At 44.6% G+C, this 19414-nt stretch carries 14 protein-coding genes; 11 read left to right on the top strand and 3 right to left on the bottom strand.

What is annotated here, in order from left to right; all coding sequences use genetic code 11:
* Positions 1-90 precede the first annotated feature (90 nt).
* The 3 genes from rsuA (at position 91) to R7Z78_RS04745 (ending at position 3094) form a co-directional block, all read left to right on the top strand.
* On the top strand, positions 91-792 hold the full coding sequence (rsuA, locus tag R7Z78_RS04735; RefSeq protein ID WP_033905117.1) for a 16S rRNA pseudouridine(516) synthase RsuA: 702 nt from the start codon (positions 91-93) through the stop codon (positions 790-792).
* 437 nt (positions 793-1229) lie between these two features.
* The gene (locus R7Z78_RS04740; protein ID WP_017820848.1) at positions 1230-2432 is read left to right on the top strand and encodes a Bcr/CflA family multidrug efflux MFS transporter; all 1203 of its coding nucleotides are present in this window, start codon (positions 1230-1232) and stop codon (positions 2430-2432) included.
* Positions 2432-3094, top strand: coding sequence for a DUF2913 family protein (locus R7Z78_RS04745; RefSeq protein ID WP_005378053.1), 663 nt, complete (start codon positions 2432-2434; stop codon positions 3092-3094). The genes R7Z78_RS04740 and R7Z78_RS04745 overlap by 1 nt, the downstream gene beginning before the upstream one ends.
* Positions 3095-3124: 30 nt before the next feature.
* Here R7Z78_RS04745 and R7Z78_RS04750 read toward each other — a convergent pair whose 3' ends face one another.
* On the bottom strand, positions 3125-4576 hold the full coding sequence (locus R7Z78_RS04750) for a DUF2867 domain-containing protein (protein ID WP_064376429.1): 1452 nt from the start codon (positions 4574-4576) through the stop codon (positions 3125-3127).
* A gap of 94 nt (positions 4577-4670) precedes the next feature.
* Here R7Z78_RS04750 and R7Z78_RS04755 point away from each other — a divergent pair, with 94 nt between their 5' ends.
* From R7Z78_RS04755 to fabV, 8 genes are all read left to right on the top strand, one after another.
* Positions 4671-6047 carry an MATE family efflux transporter gene (locus R7Z78_RS04755; protein ID WP_005378048.1) on the top strand — a complete coding sequence of 459 codons (1377 nt, stop codon included), beginning with the start codon at positions 4671-4673 and terminating at the stop codon, positions 6045-6047.
* 187 nt (positions 6048-6234) lie between these two features.
* Complete coding sequence (locus tag R7Z78_RS04760) at positions 6235-6906, top strand: ABC transporter ATP-binding protein (RefSeq protein WP_005378040.1); 672 nt, start codon at positions 6235-6237, stop codon at positions 6904-6906.
* Entirely contained in the window at positions 6887-9340 is a 2454-nt protein-coding gene (locus R7Z78_RS04765; protein WP_169644482.1) for an ABC transporter permease, read from the top strand. The genes R7Z78_RS04760 and R7Z78_RS04765 overlap by 20 nt, the downstream gene beginning before the upstream one ends.
* The gene (locus tag R7Z78_RS04770) at positions 9340-10464 is read left to right on the top strand and encodes a lipocalin-like domain-containing protein (RefSeq protein WP_085569574.1); all 1125 of its coding nucleotides are present in this window, start codon (positions 9340-9342) and stop codon (positions 10462-10464) included. The genes R7Z78_RS04765 and R7Z78_RS04770 overlap by 1 nt, the downstream gene beginning before the upstream one ends.
* 330 nt (positions 10465-10794) lie before the next feature.
* Positions 10795-11946, top strand: a complete 1152-nt coding sequence (nhaA, locus tag R7Z78_RS04775) for a Na+/H+ antiporter NhaA (RefSeq protein WP_005378034.1) — start codon at positions 10795-10797, stop codon at positions 11944-11946.
* A gap of 719 nt (positions 11947-12665) precedes the next feature.
* The gene (locus R7Z78_RS04780; RefSeq protein ID WP_005378033.1) at positions 12666-13301 is read left to right on the top strand and encodes a TetR/AcrR family transcriptional regulator; all 636 of its coding nucleotides are present in this window, start codon (positions 12666-12668) and stop codon (positions 13299-13301) included.
* 71 nt (positions 13302-13372) lie between these two features.
* Positions 13373-15655: an acyl-CoA dehydrogenase gene (locus tag R7Z78_RS04785; RefSeq protein WP_104975243.1), complete on the top strand. Its 2283-nt coding sequence runs from the start codon at positions 13373-13375 to the stop codon at positions 15653-15655.
* Positions 15656-15829: 174 nt separating this feature from the next.
* Complete coding sequence (gene fabV, locus R7Z78_RS04790; RefSeq protein ID WP_005388648.1) at positions 15830-17032, top strand: enoyl-ACP reductase FabV; 1203 nt, start codon at positions 15830-15832, stop codon at positions 17030-17032.
* A 73-nt stretch (positions 17033-17105) separates the two neighbouring features.
* Here fabV and R7Z78_RS04795 read toward each other — a convergent pair whose 3' ends face one another.
* A complete protein-coding gene (locus R7Z78_RS04795) occupies positions 17106-18788 on the bottom strand; it encodes an aspartate:alanine antiporter (RefSeq protein ID WP_104975244.1) in 1683 nt (560 codons plus the stop codon).
* Between the two features lie 175 nt (positions 18789-18963).
* Positions 18964-19230 carry a GrxA family glutaredoxin gene (locus tag R7Z78_RS04800; protein WP_005378026.1) on the bottom strand — a complete coding sequence of 89 codons (267 nt, stop codon included), beginning with the start codon at positions 19228-19230 and terminating at the stop codon, positions 18964-18966.
* Between the last annotated feature and the right edge of the window lie 184 nt (positions 19231-19414).

The following is a 19414-nucleotide window of genomic DNA, read 5'->3' on the forward strand; positions in this document are numbered from 1 at the left end:
CGAGGAACGCTATAATACCTGACTTTTATACCCAAGTGACCTTTAAACCAAGATTTAGAGATCACTTGGGTATAATTCAATGAGGTATTCATGCGTTTAGATAAATATTTGTGTGACGCTCTGGGTGCAACACGCAAACAGGCAACAAAGATCATCAAAAGTGGAGACATCACCGTTGACGGTGAGGTTCAAAAAAGTGGTGCATTTAAAGTACCTGAAGGTGCGGAAGTGATGTGGGAAGACCGTGTTATTGGTGCTCCTGGTCCTCGTTACATTATGTTGTATAAGCCTGCTGACTTTGTTTGCTCACATGAAGATGGCTACAACCAAACTGCATTCGCATTGCTTGATGAGCCTAAAATTGAAAACCTTCACTTTGCGGGCCGATTAGATGTCGACACAACTGGTTTAGTGTTGATTACGGATGATGGTAAGTGGTCTCACCGTATTACCTCACCTAAGCATAAGTGTGAGAAAACGTACCGTGTTTGGCTCGTCGATGCTATTCAGCCAGATTACGCGGAAAAGCTCGAACAAGGCATCATTTTGCGCAATGAATCAGAAGCAACATTGCCCGCTCGTTTGGAAATCGTGAACGAGGCCGAGAATGAAGTATTGTTAACTATCGTGGAAGGTAAGTATCACCAAGTGAAACGTATGTTCGCGGCGTTAGGAAATAAAGTTGAGTACTTACATCGTGAGCGTATTGGTTCTATCGAACTTGATGAGGCACTAGAACCAGGTGATTATCGCTACCTCACGCAAGAAGAAATTGATTCTATTTGGAACTAATTGTCAGCATGGGAAATTCTTTAGTTCCTAATAGGAACTAGTCTTTTGGTAGGAATTGGCTCAAAATAAATTTTCCTACCAAAATTAGTGCCTAGACAATTCCGGTGTGCTTACTCATCTCAGTGATATGCCTTTGCATTTAGCTGATGCATGCATACTCTTATTGCAAAGCCTTCGGCTACGGTGAATGGAATGATGGTGTCAACGCCATCATTTTTACTGCATTGTGTTTGTTTCCCATAAACACATTTCGCTTTCACATGCTTTTCTATGTCGAGTTCGTCAAGGTCACACCTTGGTACATATTTGCCCTTATGATTCTCGAACGTTAGATAGAACAGGTTTTTGGCTTCTACATTCAGCGATATTCGAACTGTCCGTTATTTTCACTTTGTTCTGCAAGTATTGACGGTAGGGCTCCAACAAGAGGTAAAAGAATGACAGAAAAAGCTCAAAGTGCTCCGCAATCCCAAATCAGTTTTCTATTGTTTCTGGTACTAGGAGCGATTGGTGCTTTGACGCCTTTGGCGATCGATATGTATTTGCCTGCGATGCCGACAATTGCGAAAGATTTGGGGGTCGCGCCTGGCGCGGTTCAGATTACGTTGACGGCTTATACCGCGGGTTTTGCGATCGGCCAGTTAATTCACGGGCCGCTTGCCGATAGCTTTGGTCGCAGACCTGTGTTGATTTTAGGCGTACTTTTCTTCGGCTTGGCTGCTGTTGTGAGTGCGACAACAAATGGCATTGATGCGCTGACCTATGTACGTACGGCACAAGGTTTTGCTGGCGCGGCAGCGGCGGTCATTATCCAAGCTGTCGTGCGTGACATGTTTGACCGTGAAGACTTTGCACGCGCAATGTCCTTCGTTACTCTGGTCATTACTATTGCGCCGTTGGTGGCACCGATGATCGGTGGCCATCTCGCGATTTGGTTTGGTTGGCGTTCCATTTTTTGGGTATTAGCTATTTTCGCTGTAGTCGTGATTTTTCTCGTACTTTGGAAAATCCCTGAAACGTTACAGCCTGAAAATCGTCAGCCTCTTCGTTTCCGCACGACGCTGAGAAACTACGCCAGATTATGCTCCAATCCTGAAGCGATCGGTTTGATGCTCTCAGGTGCGTTTTCATTTTCCGGAATGTTTGCATTTTTGACGGCGGGTTCGTTTGTTTATATTGATTTATATGGTGTTCGACCAGACCACTTTGGTTACCTATTTGGTTTGAACATTGTGGCGATGATCATCATGACCAGTATTAATGGTCGCTTGGTGAAGAAAGTTGGTTCCCATGCCATGCTTCGTTTTGGGTTGTTCGTGCAACTTTTGGCGGGGATTGGTTTATTCGTAAGTTGGTTAATGGACTTCGGATTATGGGGCATTGTGCCTTTTGTTGTGCTGTTTATCGGTACATTGTCGACGATAGGTAGTAACGCGATGGCGCTGCTTTTAAGTGGTTACCCATCAATGGCGGGTACGGCGTCGTCTCTAGCGGGGACATTAAGATTCGGTATCGGTTCATTGGTTGGTGCGCTGGTGGCATCACTGCCCGGGAATGTTGCTTGGCCGATGATCATCGTGATGTTTGCTTGTTCTGTGCTTTCAGCACTGTTTTATTGGACTTTAGGAAGAAAGGCGTAATGTCGAATTACACCAAAGAAATTCAAAACTTGGTTAACTCAGCACTTGAAGAGTTAGATCAAGAGCATCGCTCAGGTAAGTTAGCCAATGCACCTGTTGCGAATAACCATTATTTAGTGCGTTGGGTAACAAAGGCGCTAAAATCACAACGTTTCGGACGTACGGTAGGCGATGACTTAACGCGTTGGCAAAAAGCAGGTCGCTCAAAGGGGAACGATGCTGGTTTGTTGTTTATCTTTAAACGTATTTCTGCTTTTTATGCGCAATTCTTCCCTGAAGGTGAAGACTCCAAAGTGTTCAAAGATTCAGATATTGAGTCTTTTCTTGATTTGATGGAGCAAGCAGGCTGGGAAGTCTCGACGTCTGAGCAACTGATTGGGTGCGGCAAAGTACAAATCTTCACTGAAGGTCAAAACTCTTTAGCGTTATGTGCAGACCAATGCGAAAGCTGTTTTGATGGCGAGTTGCTCGTCAAGCCAATGAGTTGGTTTGTGCGTGGCAATCATGCTGAGTTTGTTGAGAAAGCAGCGCAAGCGGGCTTTATGGTTCATAAGGTAACAGACTACAAATCGATGGTGAAATACCATGGCGAGTACCTTATTTTTCCAGCAAACGAAGGCAACCAGTTAGCCGAAATTCCACTCTCGTTCAAAGCTGACTAAAGTGACATTTTGAGTGTTTAGAAGCCCCTGTTATTGGGGCTTTTTGTTTTCTAAACGGTTTGCTTCTTTCGCGATGGCTTTGACCATGCCTTTAAATATGAAGAGATGGGCTGGCATCATTGCAAACCAATAAAGCAGCCCAAGAAACCCTTGCGGGTGCCACCAGGCGGTAATATCCAGCTCTCGTTCGTCACCGAGATCTTTGATGGTAATTTCTAAACGCCCAAGGCCTGGGCCTTTCATACCAAAAAACAGTGAAAGAAACTGATTATTATCGCAGCGAATCACTTTCCAAGAGTCAATAAAATCACCGACTTTGAGATCTGGTCCAGGAGGAGAAACGCGAATCGGTTTTCCGCCACCAAAAAAGATATCGAGCCATTCACGTGTACGCCACAAGATGTTGGCAAAGTAATAACCTTTTTCGCGACTCCCGATCTTTTGCGCCACTTTCCATAATGCCGCAGCGGAGGCTTGAGTTTTAATGCTCGCTCCAGCTTGTTTTGGGTAATAGCCATATCCTGGTTGCCATCGACGAAGCGCTGCGGGTTCAAACCCCCAGACATTACTGCGTACAAATGTGCCTTCATCTTGAATGGTATCAGTTACCGCTTGCTCGTAGCTGATCAGCGTTTGAGGAAATCGTTCTTCAATCGCTTTGGAGTTTGCAATGTAGTCGTGCTCTAAGCCCGCAAGTAATGCTTTACCGATACTAGTTGGCACTGAGGTAACTAAACCTAGCCAGTACGATGCCATTTTCGGAGTAAGTAGCGGGGTCGACCACAGTCGATACGGCTTGTTCGTGATTCGGCAAATGACTTTGAACTGTTCGCGGTAGCTAAGTGTATCTGGCCCACCAACTTCATAAATTTGACTTTCTTCTGGAGAGGGGGCTTCTGCTAACTTCAACAAATAGTGGTTGAGATTGGGCAAGGCAATAGGGTTCGCTTTTGAGTCGACCCATTTAGGAGCGATCAAAATAGGTAAGTTGTAGACAAAGTCACGCATGATTTCGAAAGCAGCAGAGCCGGGGCCGATGATAACGCCTGCACGCAATTCAGTTACTGGAATACCAGACTGTCGAATTATTTTTCCCGTGGCTTTACGAGCGGCTAAATGGCGAGAGTTTCCGGTTTGAGGTTGAATGGCACTCAAATAGATAACATGCTCGACGGAGCTTTGTTCCAACGCATATTTGAAGTTCAAAGCAAGGTTTAGTTCGTACTCAACAAAGTCATCACCTTGAGCCATCCCGTGCACGAGAAAAAATACTAAATCAAAATCGCTCACTACAGCCTTCGTGGTCTCTGCGTCAGCCAAGTCGAGATACCTTAACGTTAAATTAGGGTGAGGCTGAGTTCTTGACTCTAAATAATCAATATGTCGCGCCGCTGCTGTGACGGCGTAACCTTTGTCTAAAAGTAACGGAAGAAGTTGAGAGCCAATATAACCCGAGGCGCCTAGTACCAACACCTTTTTCATTATCTGTCCTTTTATCGTTGGTGGAATAAACACCACAGAGTATAATCATGAGACACTTTCCTCATTCTATCAATAAGTTGTCGTTGGAGCGCTTGTGACTTTTCTTTCTCAACTCTCAATACACGCAGATAAAGCATTCTTACGTCGTTTATTTGCAATCGCGTTACCAATTACACTGCAAAGCATGATGTTTTCTAGCCGAAGCCTCGTCGATGTTCTTATGCTTGGTCAACTTGGTGAAGCAGAAATTGCCGCTGTTGGAGTTGCTGCGCGCGCGACTTTCGTCACCACCATCATGTTAGTTGGGGTGACAACGGGCGGTGCGTTGTTAACCGCTCAATATTGGGGGGCTGGCGATAAAGTTGGGGTGCGTCGCAGTACCGCTTTAACATGGATGATCGCAATGATGTTTGCTGCGATTGCTGTTGCTTTGTTTGTTGTTTTTCCACAGCCCATCATGAGTTTGACTACCGATTCACAAGAAGTGATTGAATTAGGGGCCAGCTATCTCATTATTTCGTCGGTTAGCATGTTTGCTGTTGCATGTGTGGCCAGTATGTCGGTGGGCCTAAGGGCGATGCACCAACCAGGCCTAAGCACTTTTTTTAGTGGTATAGGCATTTTATCTAATGTGTTTCTTAACTGGGTGTTAATTTTTGGTCAATTAGGCTTTCCTGCTCTGGGTATTACGGGAGCAGCGATCGCAACGGTAATCAGTGGCGCGATCGAAGTAGGTTGCCTGTTTGGTTATCTATGGTTGAAAAAACACATAATCGCATTTGGTTGGGATGATATACGCGCAGGATTGGTCTTAGATAAAATTACGCGTTTCTTGAGCCTCTCTTTGCCAACCACATTTAACTTCTTGGCGTGGGCTGGTGGGCTGTTTGCTTATCACGCCATCATGGGGCAAGCAGGCGTACAAGGTTTGGCGGCACTTTCCGTAATGACACCTGTTGAGTCGATCGCATTGGCGATGATGATTGGCTTATCGAATGCGGCTGCAGTTCTAGTAGGGAACCAGCTCGGCGCTCGTAATTTTGAACCCGTTTATTATCAAGCATGGGCTACGGTCATTTTGAATGTGCTTATCGCATTTGTGGTCGCCGTCTTGTTGATAGTGTCAAATCAATGGATCCTTAATGCGTTTAGTGCGCTGACGACAGACACTCGCGAGCTAGCTGAACAGTTTATGGTGATTCTAGCGTTGGGTGTCGTGCTACGCTCGGTGCCGATGATGGCGATTGTTGGTGTATTACGTGCGGGCGGTGATGTTAAGTTTTGTTTGTATCAAGACATCTTGGCGCAGTGGGTGATCGGGATTCCACTCGCAGCATTTGCAGCGATTTATCTCAATTGGGACCCACAATGGGTTTACTTACTCTTTTTGACGGAAGAAGTTGTGAAGTGGGCGATTTGCTTGCCAAGAATGGTTAGCCGAAAATGGATGAAAAACCTGATTGGCCAGTAAGGAGGAACAGAGTTTATTTTGGCTGCAAAAATCTGCTCAAAACGTCAACAAAATTAGCAACAGAAAGTGAATCGAGTTGCATTTGTACTTCCATAGTGTGATCAAGCATTCAAAATACTTTCTACTAACAGGATTTTAGTGTAGATTCTGATCCCAATTTTTAAACACCATCCGAGCGGCATAATCAATGTTAAAACTGTCAGACCTATGTAAAGGCTATGTAGACGGGGGAGAGTTTCACCCTGTATTACAAGGGGCAGAATTAACATTGCAGCAAGGTGACCAAGTCGCTCTGATGGGAGAAAGTGGTTCGGGTAAAAGTACTCTGCTGAATTTAATCGCCGGATTAGATACTGCCGACTCTGGTGAAGTGCAGTTTCCAAATTTTGCTATGCATGAAGCACCGGAGCATTTAAGAACCCTTTATCGCCGCAACAATATTGGTAATATCTTCCAACAATTCAACCTGCTTCCTACACTTAATATTGCCGACAATATTCGTTTTTGTCGTCAGTTAAAAGGTCTGCCGGAAGATAAAGAGTTGTGGCGTCAAATTCTTTCTGCTTTGGACTTAATGCCATTGCTAGGACGTTATCCGGAAGAGGCGTCTGGTGGTCAGCAACAACGTGCGGCGATTGCTCGCGCCCTTTATATGGAACCCAAAATCCTGCTTGCTGATGAGCCAACTGGTAGCCTAGACGAGCGAAACGCAGAAGCAGTAATGCGCTTATTAACGAGTCTCGCTCGCCAATTGGAGTGTACTTTGCTGTTAGTGACGCACAGTGAAAAAGTGGCCGCCCATATGGAAGGAAAGATTCGACTTCAAGGAGGGCAGCTACATGTTATGGCCCGTAGTTAAGGCACTACTCGGTCATTACCGTCGTTACCCTCTACAAATTATTCTTGTCTGGCTGGGATTAACTTTAGGCGTGTCCCTCCTTGTTGGTGTTACTTCTATCAACCAGCATGCAAAACAAAGTTATGCAACTGGGGAAAAACTTTTCTCTAATCCTTTGCCATACCGAATCCGAACGAAGCACTCTGCCAATAAAATTCCTCAAGGTTTCTATATTCAGTTACGTCGAGCTGGGTTTAACCAATGTGCACCGTTTGATGTGCTTCATCTAGATGCCAAGACCGATATGAGTCTGATGTTGGTGGGGATAGATCCTGTCGCGATGATCCCACTACAACAAGGAAAATCGCTAGGTGAGATGCCTGTTTTATCACTAATGAAGCCTCCTTATCCTATTCTTGTTAGTCAAGATTTGGCCGCTTACATGAGTTGGCAGGATGGGGACTTCATTGAGATGAATGACGGAAGCCGTCTTGGGCCTATTCAAGTAGATAAGGACAAGATGCTTTCGGGTACTCGGCTGGTTACTGATATATCGTTGTTGCGTATGCTCAAGCGGAGCTCAGGTTTGTCTGCGATTTCTTGTGGTGAAATGCCAGGGGAAAAGCTAATAGCACTGAAAAACATGCTGCCAAACGGAATGACGCTCGTTAGGAATACGCGTACAGAGCTTGAGTCGCTAACTAACGCATTCCATATGAATCTCACCGCGATGGGAATGCTGTCGTTTTTGGTCGGGTTGTTTATTTTTTATCAAGCGATGTCTCTGTCTTTCATCCAGCGACAACGTTTGGTAGGTATTTTGAGACAGACTGGTGTTAACGGAACACAGTTAGCGCAAGCTTTATTACTAGAGTTGTCTTTGCTCGTCTTTATTGCGTGGGCGTGTGGTAACTTTTTTGGCTTGATCTTAGCAAATGAACTTATCCCAGCAGTGTCTTCGAGCCTGAGTGATTTGTATGATGCCAACGTAGGCTTAACCATAGGATGGTCATGGCAATCTAGCTTATACAGTCTAATCATGGCAGCGATGGGTGCGTTGATATCGTGTCTGTGGCCATTAATCCGTTTGTTGAAGTCACAACCAATCCGCCTTTCTTCTCGACTGTCGCTAATGCGATTTGCTGGAAGAGAGTTCTCTTGGCAGGCGCTTGCGGCGTGTGCGTTTTGTGTCGCTGCAATAGCGGTATATCAGGCCCCGAAAATACAAGAAACCGGCTTTGCTATTATTGCTCTGATGTTGGTTAGTGTGGCGTTGTTTATGCCATTTATTATGTGGCATATGTTCCAAAGTTTTTCTTATACCATGCGATGGGTTCGTGTCCGTTGGTTTTTTGCTGATGCAGCAGCGAGCATGAGCTATCGCGGTGTGGCTACGATGGCGTTTATGTTAGCGCTGGCGGCAAACATTGGTGTAGAAACGATGGTCGGAAGCTTTCGAGATACAACCGATAAGTGGCTAAATCAGCGATTAGCGGCTGATGTGTACATCTATCCGACCAACAATTCAGCCGCTAGGATGAGCGCATGGCTCCAGAATCAGCCAGAGGTGAACTCGGTTTGGTGGCGCTGGGAAAAAGATATGCCGACCGAGCATGGTGCTCTGCAAGTTGTGAGTACGGGCTCTTCTGAAGGTGAGTTAGACTCACTTACCGTCAAGTTAGGTGTCCCAAATTACTGGTATCAACTGCACGCTACCAAGAGCTTAATGGTCAGTGAGTCGATGGCCTTGAAGCTGGATATCCGCCCTGGCGATTTCATTAACTTGCAAGAACCGCTTGGCGGTGATTGGCAAGTCGTAGGCGTTTACTACGATTATGGAAACCCATATAACCAGGTGATGATGTCGCACCGGAATTGGCTGTATGCATTTGCAGGTACGGGTAATGTTGGTCTTGGCGTAGTATTAAAAGATAACGTCAATGGAGAAGGGCTGAAAAATCGCTTAGAGAATGTATTCCGTCTTCCGCAAGATCGTGTGTTTGATAACGGTAATATTTATAGCCAAGCAATGAGAGTGTTTGATCATACCTTTGCTATAGCAGGAACCTTGGGCAATATCACGCTGATTATTGCCGTGTTTGGTTTATTCTTTGCGACGTTGGCAGGAGAACTTTCACGGCAGCGGCATTTTTCCTTATTAAGGTGCATGGGTGTGTCCGGAAAAGAACTTGTCGTATTAGGTGGTTTGCAGCTATTCGTCTTCGGAGCCATTTCTGCGATTATTGCAGTGCCGCTCGGCTTGGCGCTCGCACATTTGATCGTTGATATTATCATTAAGCAATCATTTGGCTGGTCTCTAGAGCTTCAAACGATTCCATGGGAGTATGCTCAAACCATTGCTTGGGCGATGCTTGCCATCATGGTTGCTGGCGCATTGCCAGTTATTAGAATGATCAAAAGTACACCGATGAAGTCATTAAGGGACGCGTTGTAATGAAAAAAATGGGCTCTAAAAAACGCTTGTTGGTTTCAACGCTCATTGTTGTTACGTTCGCTTTTCTGACTGGGGCTGCTTTTTACTCAACTTTTTGGTTAGAGGCGACAGCAACACGAGAAAGCGAACTTGATTCTATCTTAACGCGTGAAAATCAAACGATTTTCGAGCCTGTACTACCTAACGAGCATGTCTCTTTACCCTCAGACTTTCGCTTTCATCCCGAGTATCAGCATGAATGGTGGCACTACTTTGCGAATTTAAAAGATGAGCAAGGCAAGATCTACAATGTTCAATGGAGCTATTTCAGGGTTGCGACGGACGAGCGAGAAACCAGCGGTTGGCAGAACCCTCAATTGTACATTTCACATGTTGTCGTCAGTCATGGCTCGCATGTATGGAAAGAGCAACGGGTAGCTAGAGGTGGGATAGGCCAAGCTGGTATGATCAATCGTCCTTTCAGGTTATGGATTGATAATTGGACTTGGCGATCACTCGGTGCGACGCCTTTCCCGGGCAACTTGAATGTGAATACTGATACGTTTGGACTTGAGCTCAATACCATGACAAGCGGCCCCTTTGTGGTGAATGGAGACAAAGGCTTCCAAGTTAAACATGCGTTGCAATCTGTTGCTTCTTTCAGCTTCAGTGCTCCATTTTTAAAAGTAAAAGGCAGCTTAAGCTTAAATGGTAAGCGATTCTCAGTGACGGGTTCTGCTTGGGCGCAAAAAGAGTGGGGCAGCGGCTTAATTGGTGAGGGGCAACAAGGCTGGGATTGGTTTGTTTTCAATTTAGATGATGGTCGAGCATTAACTGTTAGCCGTTATCGTCACCATGGGCAAACACCGCACGTGTTTGGCACGTTGTCGACACGCTCAGGTAAAGTCATCAACCTCTCAGACGATGATATCAGTATCAAGCCAATGCAAGTGACCAGTTTATCCAATGGAAGAAGGTTACCTTTGCAATGGATTATCAATATTCCGAAGCATCAAATTAATTTGACTACCCGCATTATCAAGTCAGATATGTGGCTACCCTTTGTAATACCTTACTGGGAAGGGCCTACTTTAGCCTCCGGCTCCAATGAGGCTTGGGGCTTTATGCAGCTGACAGGCTATTGAGTTGTGAAGAAAACCACCCCCTACGGGTGGTTTTTTAGTGCGCGAAGCTTCCTAGCTTTTTCTCAAAAGTACGGGGTTATCATGATGGTACAAGCCGTGTTATGCTGATTTTCTCATCATCTTGATAAATATTTGGTGCGACAAAAACAAATACGATCTCCGATCAAAATTGAGTGTCATGTTGGAAAATACGATGTATAGTAAACTTAACATCGAAAAAACCGAAGTTTATACTCTGAAGAAGCGATTATTCTAAAGTTTTCGACAGCTATACACTCTTATCACTCTTTGTTAATCGTTTATTAAGATAATAAATATAAGGACGAAACCATGAACGATGTCATTCGTGACTTTTTCAAAATGGAATCAGCAGGTGGTATTCTTCTCGTAATTGCAGCGGCAATTGCGATGACCATTGCTAACTCACCGCTGGGCGAAACTTATCAATCTGTACTGCATACTTATGTATTCGGTATGTCAGTTTCTCACTGGATTAATGACGGCCTAATGGCTGTTTTCTTCTTACTTATTGGCCTTGAAGTGAAGCGAGAGCTACTTGAAGGAGCGCTAAAATCAAAAGAAACCGCAATTTTCCCTGCGATTGCAGCGGTTGGTGGTATGTTAGCCCCTGCTCTTATTTACGTTGCGTTTAATGCTAACGACCCAGAGGCGGTTTCTGGCTGGGCCATTCCAGCTGCGACGGATATTGCATTTGCTCTAGGTATCATGGCGCTACTAGGTAAGCGCGTACCAGTAAGCCTTAAAGTATTTTTGTTAGCTCTCGCTATCATCGACGATTTAGGCGTGGTTGTTATTATTGCACTGTTTTACACAGGTGATCTTTCTAGCATGGCGCTGCTTGTTGGCTTCATCATGACTGGTGTCCTGTTCATGTTGAATGCGAAGGAAGTAACGAAACTGACGCCATACATGATAGTCGGCGCGATCTTATGGTTTGCGGTACTTAAATCTGGTGTTCACGCAACACTTGCAGGCGTAGTGATCGGCTTTGCTATTCCTCTTAAGGGTAAACAGGGCGAACATTCCCCACTTAAGCACATGGAGCACGCACTTCATCCATACGTGGCATTTGGTATCTTACCTCTATTCGCATTTGCAAATGCGGGGATTTCGCTAGAAGGCGTATCGATGTCAGGCCTAACTTCAATGCTGCCATTAGGTATTGCTTTGGGGCTACTGGTTGGTAAGCCTCTAGGTATCTTCACCTTTAGTTGGGCAGCTGTGAAAATGGGTGTAGCTAAGCTACCGGAAGGCATTAACTTCAAACATATCTTTGCGGTATCTGTGTTGTGCGGTATCGGTTTTACAATGTCTATATTCATTTCCTCTTTAGCGTTTGGAAATGTAAGCCCTGAGTTTGATACCTATGCTCGACTAGGCATCTTAATGGGCTCGACGACAGCCGCGTTACTTGGCTACGCGTTACTGCACTTTTCTTTGCCTAAGAAAGCGCAAGCGTAAGATACACACACTGTTTAATAAAGCCTCCCATTCGGGAGGCTTTTTTATATCTGCAGATCGGCACATCAACCACTTCAGGGTGATTACTTTTGTGACCAACTAAGGTCTAGCTTATGGAGTTAGGGCAAATCATCGAAAGAGGCGCTTGGTAAATCTATAGGCGAAAAAAAGCCCAGCCGAAAATTTGACTGGGCGGATACAAACATAGGAGTTAATAAGAAAAAAGCAGCAACGTAACAATTAGATGGAAACAAGTTTGACGGCCAGTGAAACTTCAAATGCCCTAACTGTTACGTATATTCAGACCGAGCCTTTTCCAAACAGTTCCATTTTTTTTCAAAAAATTTCTACTTAATGCTTTCTAGCTTCTTACACACCCGAAAGTAATAGAAAAATCGAGATGGATTAACAACTTGGCGAAGTTACTAACTTCTGTGTTTCTCATTTTATCTCCCCTAGAACCGAAGATGTATTTCATACTCTCGTCGCTCACTCCGAGCCGCCAAGGCTATTGTTAGCGTTTCAATTGCGATGGACTGAGAAATTTGATCGTTTTCTTCTGACAAGCTTCACTGGAGTATTCGATTGAATTTCAAAAGATTAGATCACACCTTTTACTGTCTGGTCAGACCAATTGGTTAAAGTGTGATGTTAATCATTTGTTAATCTTAAGTTTCGGGAGTATATTTTCAAACAGTTGTTTAATACGAGTGATTAAAATGGCCCCGAGAACATCAACAAAAGAAAAAATACTCGATGTCGCAGAAGGACTCTTTGCTGAACATGGCTTTAATGATACTTCGCTAAGAACGATAACAGGTAAAGCTAACGTTAACTTAGCATCGGTAAACTATCACTTTGGCGATAAAAAAACGCTGGTTAGAGCGGTTTTAGATAGGTATTTAGAAGCACTTATGCCGAGCATTAAGACGTCATTAATTGAGTTAAACACGCGCGATAGCTACAACATGGACGATGTCTTTGAGTCATTGCGATTACCTTTACGTACATTAAATGATGTACGCCCAAATGGTACTGCGCTATTTATGTTGTTAATTGGCCGCGGTTATACAGACGTTCAAGGTCATCTACGCTGGTTCATTACCACCAGATACGAAGAGGTACTGAACCTTTTCACTTTCTCGATAATGAAGGCGAACCCGGAACTATGTGAAGAACAGTTGTTTTGGCGATTGCACTTCACGTTAGGAACCTGTGTATTTACGATGGCTTCAAGCCAGGCTCTTTCGGAGCTGGCAGAAAGTAAGTTTGAAAAGGAAGTCGATGTGAAATCTGTCGTCGATTTACTGATTCCATATTTGTCAGCAGGAATGTCAGCAAAGCAGTTGGCATAAGACAAATAAGAAAGTTAAACCAATAATAAGATTATACCCCGAGCGGTTACGTGAACAAAAGGATCTGAACTATGAGCTCTCTACGAAGAAAATGGATTAGTGACCCGGCTTTTAAAGTGTTCAAAAAAGTATTGCCACCTCTGTCTAGCACCGAGAAAGAGGCGATGGAAGCGGGTAGTGTATGGTGGGATGCCGAACTATTCTCAGGCAAGCCAAACTTCACAACATTGCATCATTATCCAACGCCTACACTGACGGCAGAAGAGCAGTCATTTATGGATAATGAGCTTGAAACCCTGCTAGAAATGCTTGATGACCAGAAGATTGTCAAAGAAGACAGGGATTTACCGCCTGAAGTATGGGAGTACCTACGTAAAGAGCGATTTTTCTCTTTGATCATCTCGAAAGCATATGGTGGTCGTGAATTTTCCGCTTTGGCGAACTCAACCATTGTTTCTCGTATTGCGACTCGAAGTATCAGTACCGCGGTATCGGTAATGGTACCGAACTCTCTTGGCCCTGGTGAGCTGCTATCGCACTATGGTACGCAAGAGCAAAAAGATTACTGGTTGCCTCGTTTAGCTGATGGTACAGACATCCCTTGTTTCGCCCTAACTGGCCCTGAAGCGGGTTCTGATGCAGGTGGCATACCTGATCAAGGCGTGGTTTGTTACGGCACCCATGAAGGCAAAGAAGTGCTTGGCGTGCGAGTTAGTTGGAATAAACGCTACATCACGCTTGCGCCAGTTGCGACAGTGCTCGGGTTAGCATTTAAACTGCAGGATCCTGAAGGGCTACTTGGTGACAAGAAAGAGGTTGGCATTACATGTGCGTTGATTCCCGCTGACCATGAAGGTGTCGAGATAGGCGAGCGCCATGATCCTCTGGGGTCTGCGTTCATGAATGGCCCAACTCGTGGTGAAGATGTCTTCATCCCTATGGACTGGTTGATCGGTGGCGCTGATTACGCAGGTAAAGGTTGGCGTATGCTGGTTGAGTGTCTTTCTGCTGGTCGTGGTATCTCTCTTCCAGCGCTTGGCACAGCGATTGGTCACCTTACTACACGTACAACAGGTGCTTATGCTTACGTGCGTAAACAGTTTGGAATGTCGATCGGTAAGTTTGAAGGTGTTGCAGAAGCAATGGGGCGCATTGGTGGTCTTACTTACCTACTAGAAGCGACGCGTACGCTAACGACGACTTCTCTCGATATGAAAGAAAAACCTGGGATTGTAACCGCGATTGCCAAGTACCACATGACAGAAATCGCGCGTACCATTCTAAATGATTCGTTTGATATCCATGCGGGTCGTGCGATTCAAGATGGCCCAATGAACTATCTTGCTAAACATTACCTTGGTATCCCGGTTGCTATCACCGTTGAAGGCGCGAATATCCTGACTCGTAACCTGATGATTTTTGGTCAAGGTGCGACTCGATGTCACCCATATGTTCTAAAAGAAATGGAATCCGCGGCGAATCCAGATTCTGAACAAGGTGCGAAAGAATTTGACAACTTACTCTTTAAACACATCAAGCACGCGCTCGGTAATACATTCGGTGCATTTGGTGCAGCACTAACTGGTTCTCGATTTGTTAACGCGCACATGAGTGGCCCAACGCAGCAATACTACAAAGACATTACTCGTCTCAGTCGTGCACTTGCAGTAAGTGCAGACTTTGCGATGTTAACCTTAGGTGGAGACTTGAAGCGTAAAGAAATGATCTCCGCACGTTTGGGTGATGGATTAAGCTATCTATACATGGCATCTGCTGCCTTGAAAAAGTATGAAGATGAAGGCCGTCAACAAGGCGATCTAGACTTCGTTCATTACGCTGTTCAACACTGTTTGTATAACGCTTCTAAGTCATTAAATGAGGCTTACACCAACTTCCCTGTGAAATACGTTGGCGGTGTGCTTAAGGGGCTATTGTTCCCGCTTGGTAATCATTTCAATAAGCCAAGTGATGAGCTGTGTGTGAATTTGGCTGAAGCGATGATGACACCAGGCGCGCAACGTGATCGCCTCACGCATCTGTGCTACATCGGAAAATCAGAGGATGACAGCGTAGGCTTAATGGAGAATGCATTCCTTGCAATGTACGACATTAAACCTTTGGAGCGTAAACTTATGAAGGCTGCGAAGGATGGTAAAGTGGCTCGTAAAGGTCTGCTACATGATCGTTTGCAGCAAGCATTTGAAGCAGGCGTGTTAACTGAACAAGAAATTGATCAAATCATGGCTGCAGATAAATTACGCTACAAGGCGATTCAAGTTGACCACTTTAGTCATGACTTTTCTGAAGTGCGAACTCATAGCCCAAAAAAGTCGCAGTTGAATCCGGCGGCATAATAGACAACTAATGTTAAGAAAAGCACCTCAATGAGGTGCTTTTTTGTATTCTTGGGGAGTGGATGGTGGGATAGTGCTCCAACCACTTGCCTTTTAAGAGCATTTTTACAGAAATTAGATGCGAAATCCCAACGAAACTTTTATCCTAACAAGGTTTTTTAAAGGAAGTTGAATATGATCATCAAACCTAGAATTCGTGGATTTATCTGTACTACAACGCACCCTGTTGGTTGTGAAGCTAACGTAAAAGAACAAATTGCGTACACCAAAGCGCAAGGTCCAATCAAAAACGCACCTAAGCGTGTTCTTGTTGTTGGTGCATCAAGTGGCTACGGTCTATCTTCTCGTATCGCTGCGGCATTTGGTGGCGGTGCATCAACTATCGGTGTTTTCTTCGAAAAAGAAGGTACTGAGAAGAAACCAGGTACAGCAGGTTTTTACAATGCAGCTGCTTTTGAAAAGCTAGCGCGTGAAGAAGGTCTGTACGCAAAAAGCTTAAACGGCGACGCTTTCTCAAATGAAGCGAAACAGAAAACTATCGAGCTGATCAAAGAAGACTTAGGTCAAATCGATATGGTGGTTTACTCACTGGCATCTCCAGTACGTAAAATGCCAGAAACTGGTGAATTAGTTCGTTCATCTCTTAAACCTATCGGTGAAACTTACACATCAACGGCTGTTGATACCAACAAAGATGTGATCATCGAAGCTAGCGTTGAGCCTGCAACAGAAGAAGAAATCAAAGACACTGTCACTGTAATGGGCGGTGAAGATTGGGAACTTTGGATCAATGCCTTGTCTGATGCTGGTGTTCTTGCTGAAGGTTGTAAGACCGTCGCGTACAGCTACATTGGTACTGAGCTAACTTGGCCAATTTATTGGGATGGTGCACTAGGTAAAGCAAAAATGGACCTAGACCGTGCAGCGAAAGCGCTAAACGACAAGTTAGCAGCAACAGGCGGCAGTGCCAATGTTGCGGTACTTAAATCTGTTGTAACTCAGGCGAGTTCTGCAATTCCTGTTATGCCACTGTACATCGCAATGGTATTCAAGAAAATGCGCGAAGAAGGTGTACACGAAGGCTGTATGGAACAAATTTACCGTATGTTCAGCCAACGTTTATACAAAGAAGACGGTAGCGCGGCAGAAGTTGATGAGATGAACCGCCTACGTCTGGATGACTGGGAACTTCGTGACGACATTCAGCAGCACTGTCGTGAGCTATGGCCTCAAATTACGACTGAGAATCTAAAAGAGCTGACTGACTACGTTGAGTACAAAGAAGAGTTCTTGAAACTATTTGGTTTCGGCGTTGAAGGCGTAGATTACGAAGCGGATGTGAATCCAGCAGTTGAAGCAGACTTCATTCAAATCTAATCACAGACTAGATAACCAATAAACAAAAGGCGCTCATTGAGCGCCTTTCTGTATTTCATAGTCAAAGTGAGTATTAACTTAGTATTATCAGAATCGTACCAGCTAGCGTCATTAAAATATTCGCAATCGCATAGGTACCCGCATAACCAAGGGCAGGGATGGTGGACTTAGCGTAGTCGTTAACGACATCCATAGCTGGAGCGCAAGTACGGGCGCCAATAATGGCACCGAAGAGCAGGGCACGGTTCATCTTGAGTACGTGTGCGCCAACTAAGTAAGCCAGAACTACAGGCACGACACTGACAATAAATGCCAAACCAATGACTTTTGGACCTACTTGCGTTAGGTGCTCGAACATCTTTCCACCTGCACTTAGACCAATTCCCACCATAAAGAACATTAACCCTAGATCTTTGACCATATTCAGCGCCCCTTGTGGGACATAACCGAAAGTAGGGTGATTTGCTCGTAAAAAACCAAGCGTAATACCGGATAACAGAAGACCCACCGCATTACCCAAACTGAAAGACACCTGACCGAACGTCATTGTGATGAGGCCAAACAGAATACCCAAAATAAAGAAGCTACAAAAAGCGAGCAAATCGGCCATTTGACTGTGGATCGAGATGAAACCGATTTTTTCCGCCAGTCCATGTACTCGGCTTTTCTCGCCGCTCACTTGAAGGACGTCCCCTTTAGCGAGCACAATGTCTAAGTCCATAGGCATTTCAATCTGAGCGCGAACTACGCGGTTTAAGAAACAGCCAAACTCAGACAAATTCAAATCCGATAAACGTTTACCAGCGATAGCGTCACTTTTTACGACGATTTCTTCTTCAACGATGCGTAAATCAAGCAAGTTACGGTCGAATACTTCTTTACCATTACGGAAGCTAGGGTCTAATCGAGCATGGCTGTCAGGGAAGCCAACCAATGCAATTTCATCTCCCTCTTGCAAGATAGCATCACCATCTGGGTGGGCGAGAATACCATTGCGGCGGATTCGTTCAATGTAACAGCCAGTTTGACGATAAATCCCCAGTTCTCGTAAGTTTTTACCATCAGTCCAGTCAATTAGCTCTGAGCCCACTCGGTAAGCTCGAATAATGGGTAAATACACTTTTCTCTGGCTTGAATTTCCAAGGCCACGCTCTTGTGCGATTTGCTGCGCGGAATCAGAAAGGTTTTGTTTTTGCAGTTTTGGCAACAATTTAGCAAACATGATCATGCTAATTAAGCCGACCAGATAAGCCATCGCGTAGCCTACGGATAGATTTTCTAATACCAGAGAAAATTCCATATTCCGCGGTATAGTCGCAAGGCCAGAGTTAAGAGCATCTTGTGCACCAACCAGTACTGGCGTTGCGGTCAATGCGCCTGCCATCATACCGGCGGATAAGCCAAAATCGAGGCCGAAATAGTGACTCAAACCATACGTTAAGCTGACCGCAGACACGAGAACAGTCATGCTTAAAATAAAATAATGCTTACCATCTCTGAAGAATATACCAAAAAAGTTTGGTCCAGCTTCAATGCCAACGCAGTAGATAAACAGCATAAAGCCAATGGTTAAAGCTTCTGCATTAAATGAGAAACCAAGGTGGCCCATAACCAAAGAGGTAATAAGAACGCCAATAGAGTTGCCTAATTGTAATTTGCCAAATCGAATTTTTCCGATGGCAAGGCCAATGGCTAATACGACGAAGATTAGAAGGATAGGGTTTTGTTCGAGAAGGTATACGACGTCTATGTTCACTGTGTGGCTCGGTAGAGTGTGTGCCAAAAAAGATTAAGAACTGTGAATTGTAACTAAATATAGCAAAAAGATAAGTGAATTTTTTTAGGTTTTACCATTAGTTGACTTAACGTAATAACCAGCTGAAAAATAATAAAAAAGCCGCATGAAGCGGCTTTTTTGAAAACAGTCTTTATTACTCGTCAAATAGACCTAGGTGCTCTTTCGCGTATGCTTCGAACTCGTCGCAGCCACCGATGTGCTCTTGGTCGATAAAGATCTGAGGAACGGTTTCAACTGGTTTACCAACAGTTTTCTCAAGATCTGCTTTAGAAATACCTTCAGCGTGAATATCAACGTAACGGTAGTTGAAGTCATCACGTTTTGCTTTTAGCGTTTCTGCGTGCTCTTTTGCACGAACACAGAAAGGACATGCAGGGCGACCAAAGATAACAACGAACATAATCTTATTTCTCCTAAATCTATTCTTTTTTGAAAGCGTACAAAACATAGCGGCTGAGTGCGCTTTCTTTTGTTGGAGTAACTATGCCCGATCCAGATACGGAAATAAAGCGGCAATTACCTCTTGGTTCTATAGGTGAAATCTATCGAATAAAAACTAAACGCGCGTTCTTATTTTACGGCTC

The organism is Vibrio sp. 1167 (assembly GCF_033340375.1).
In the GTDB taxonomy this organism is placed as follows: domain Bacteria; phylum Pseudomonadota; class Gammaproteobacteria; order Enterobacterales; family Vibrionaceae; genus Vibrio; species Vibrio alginolyticus.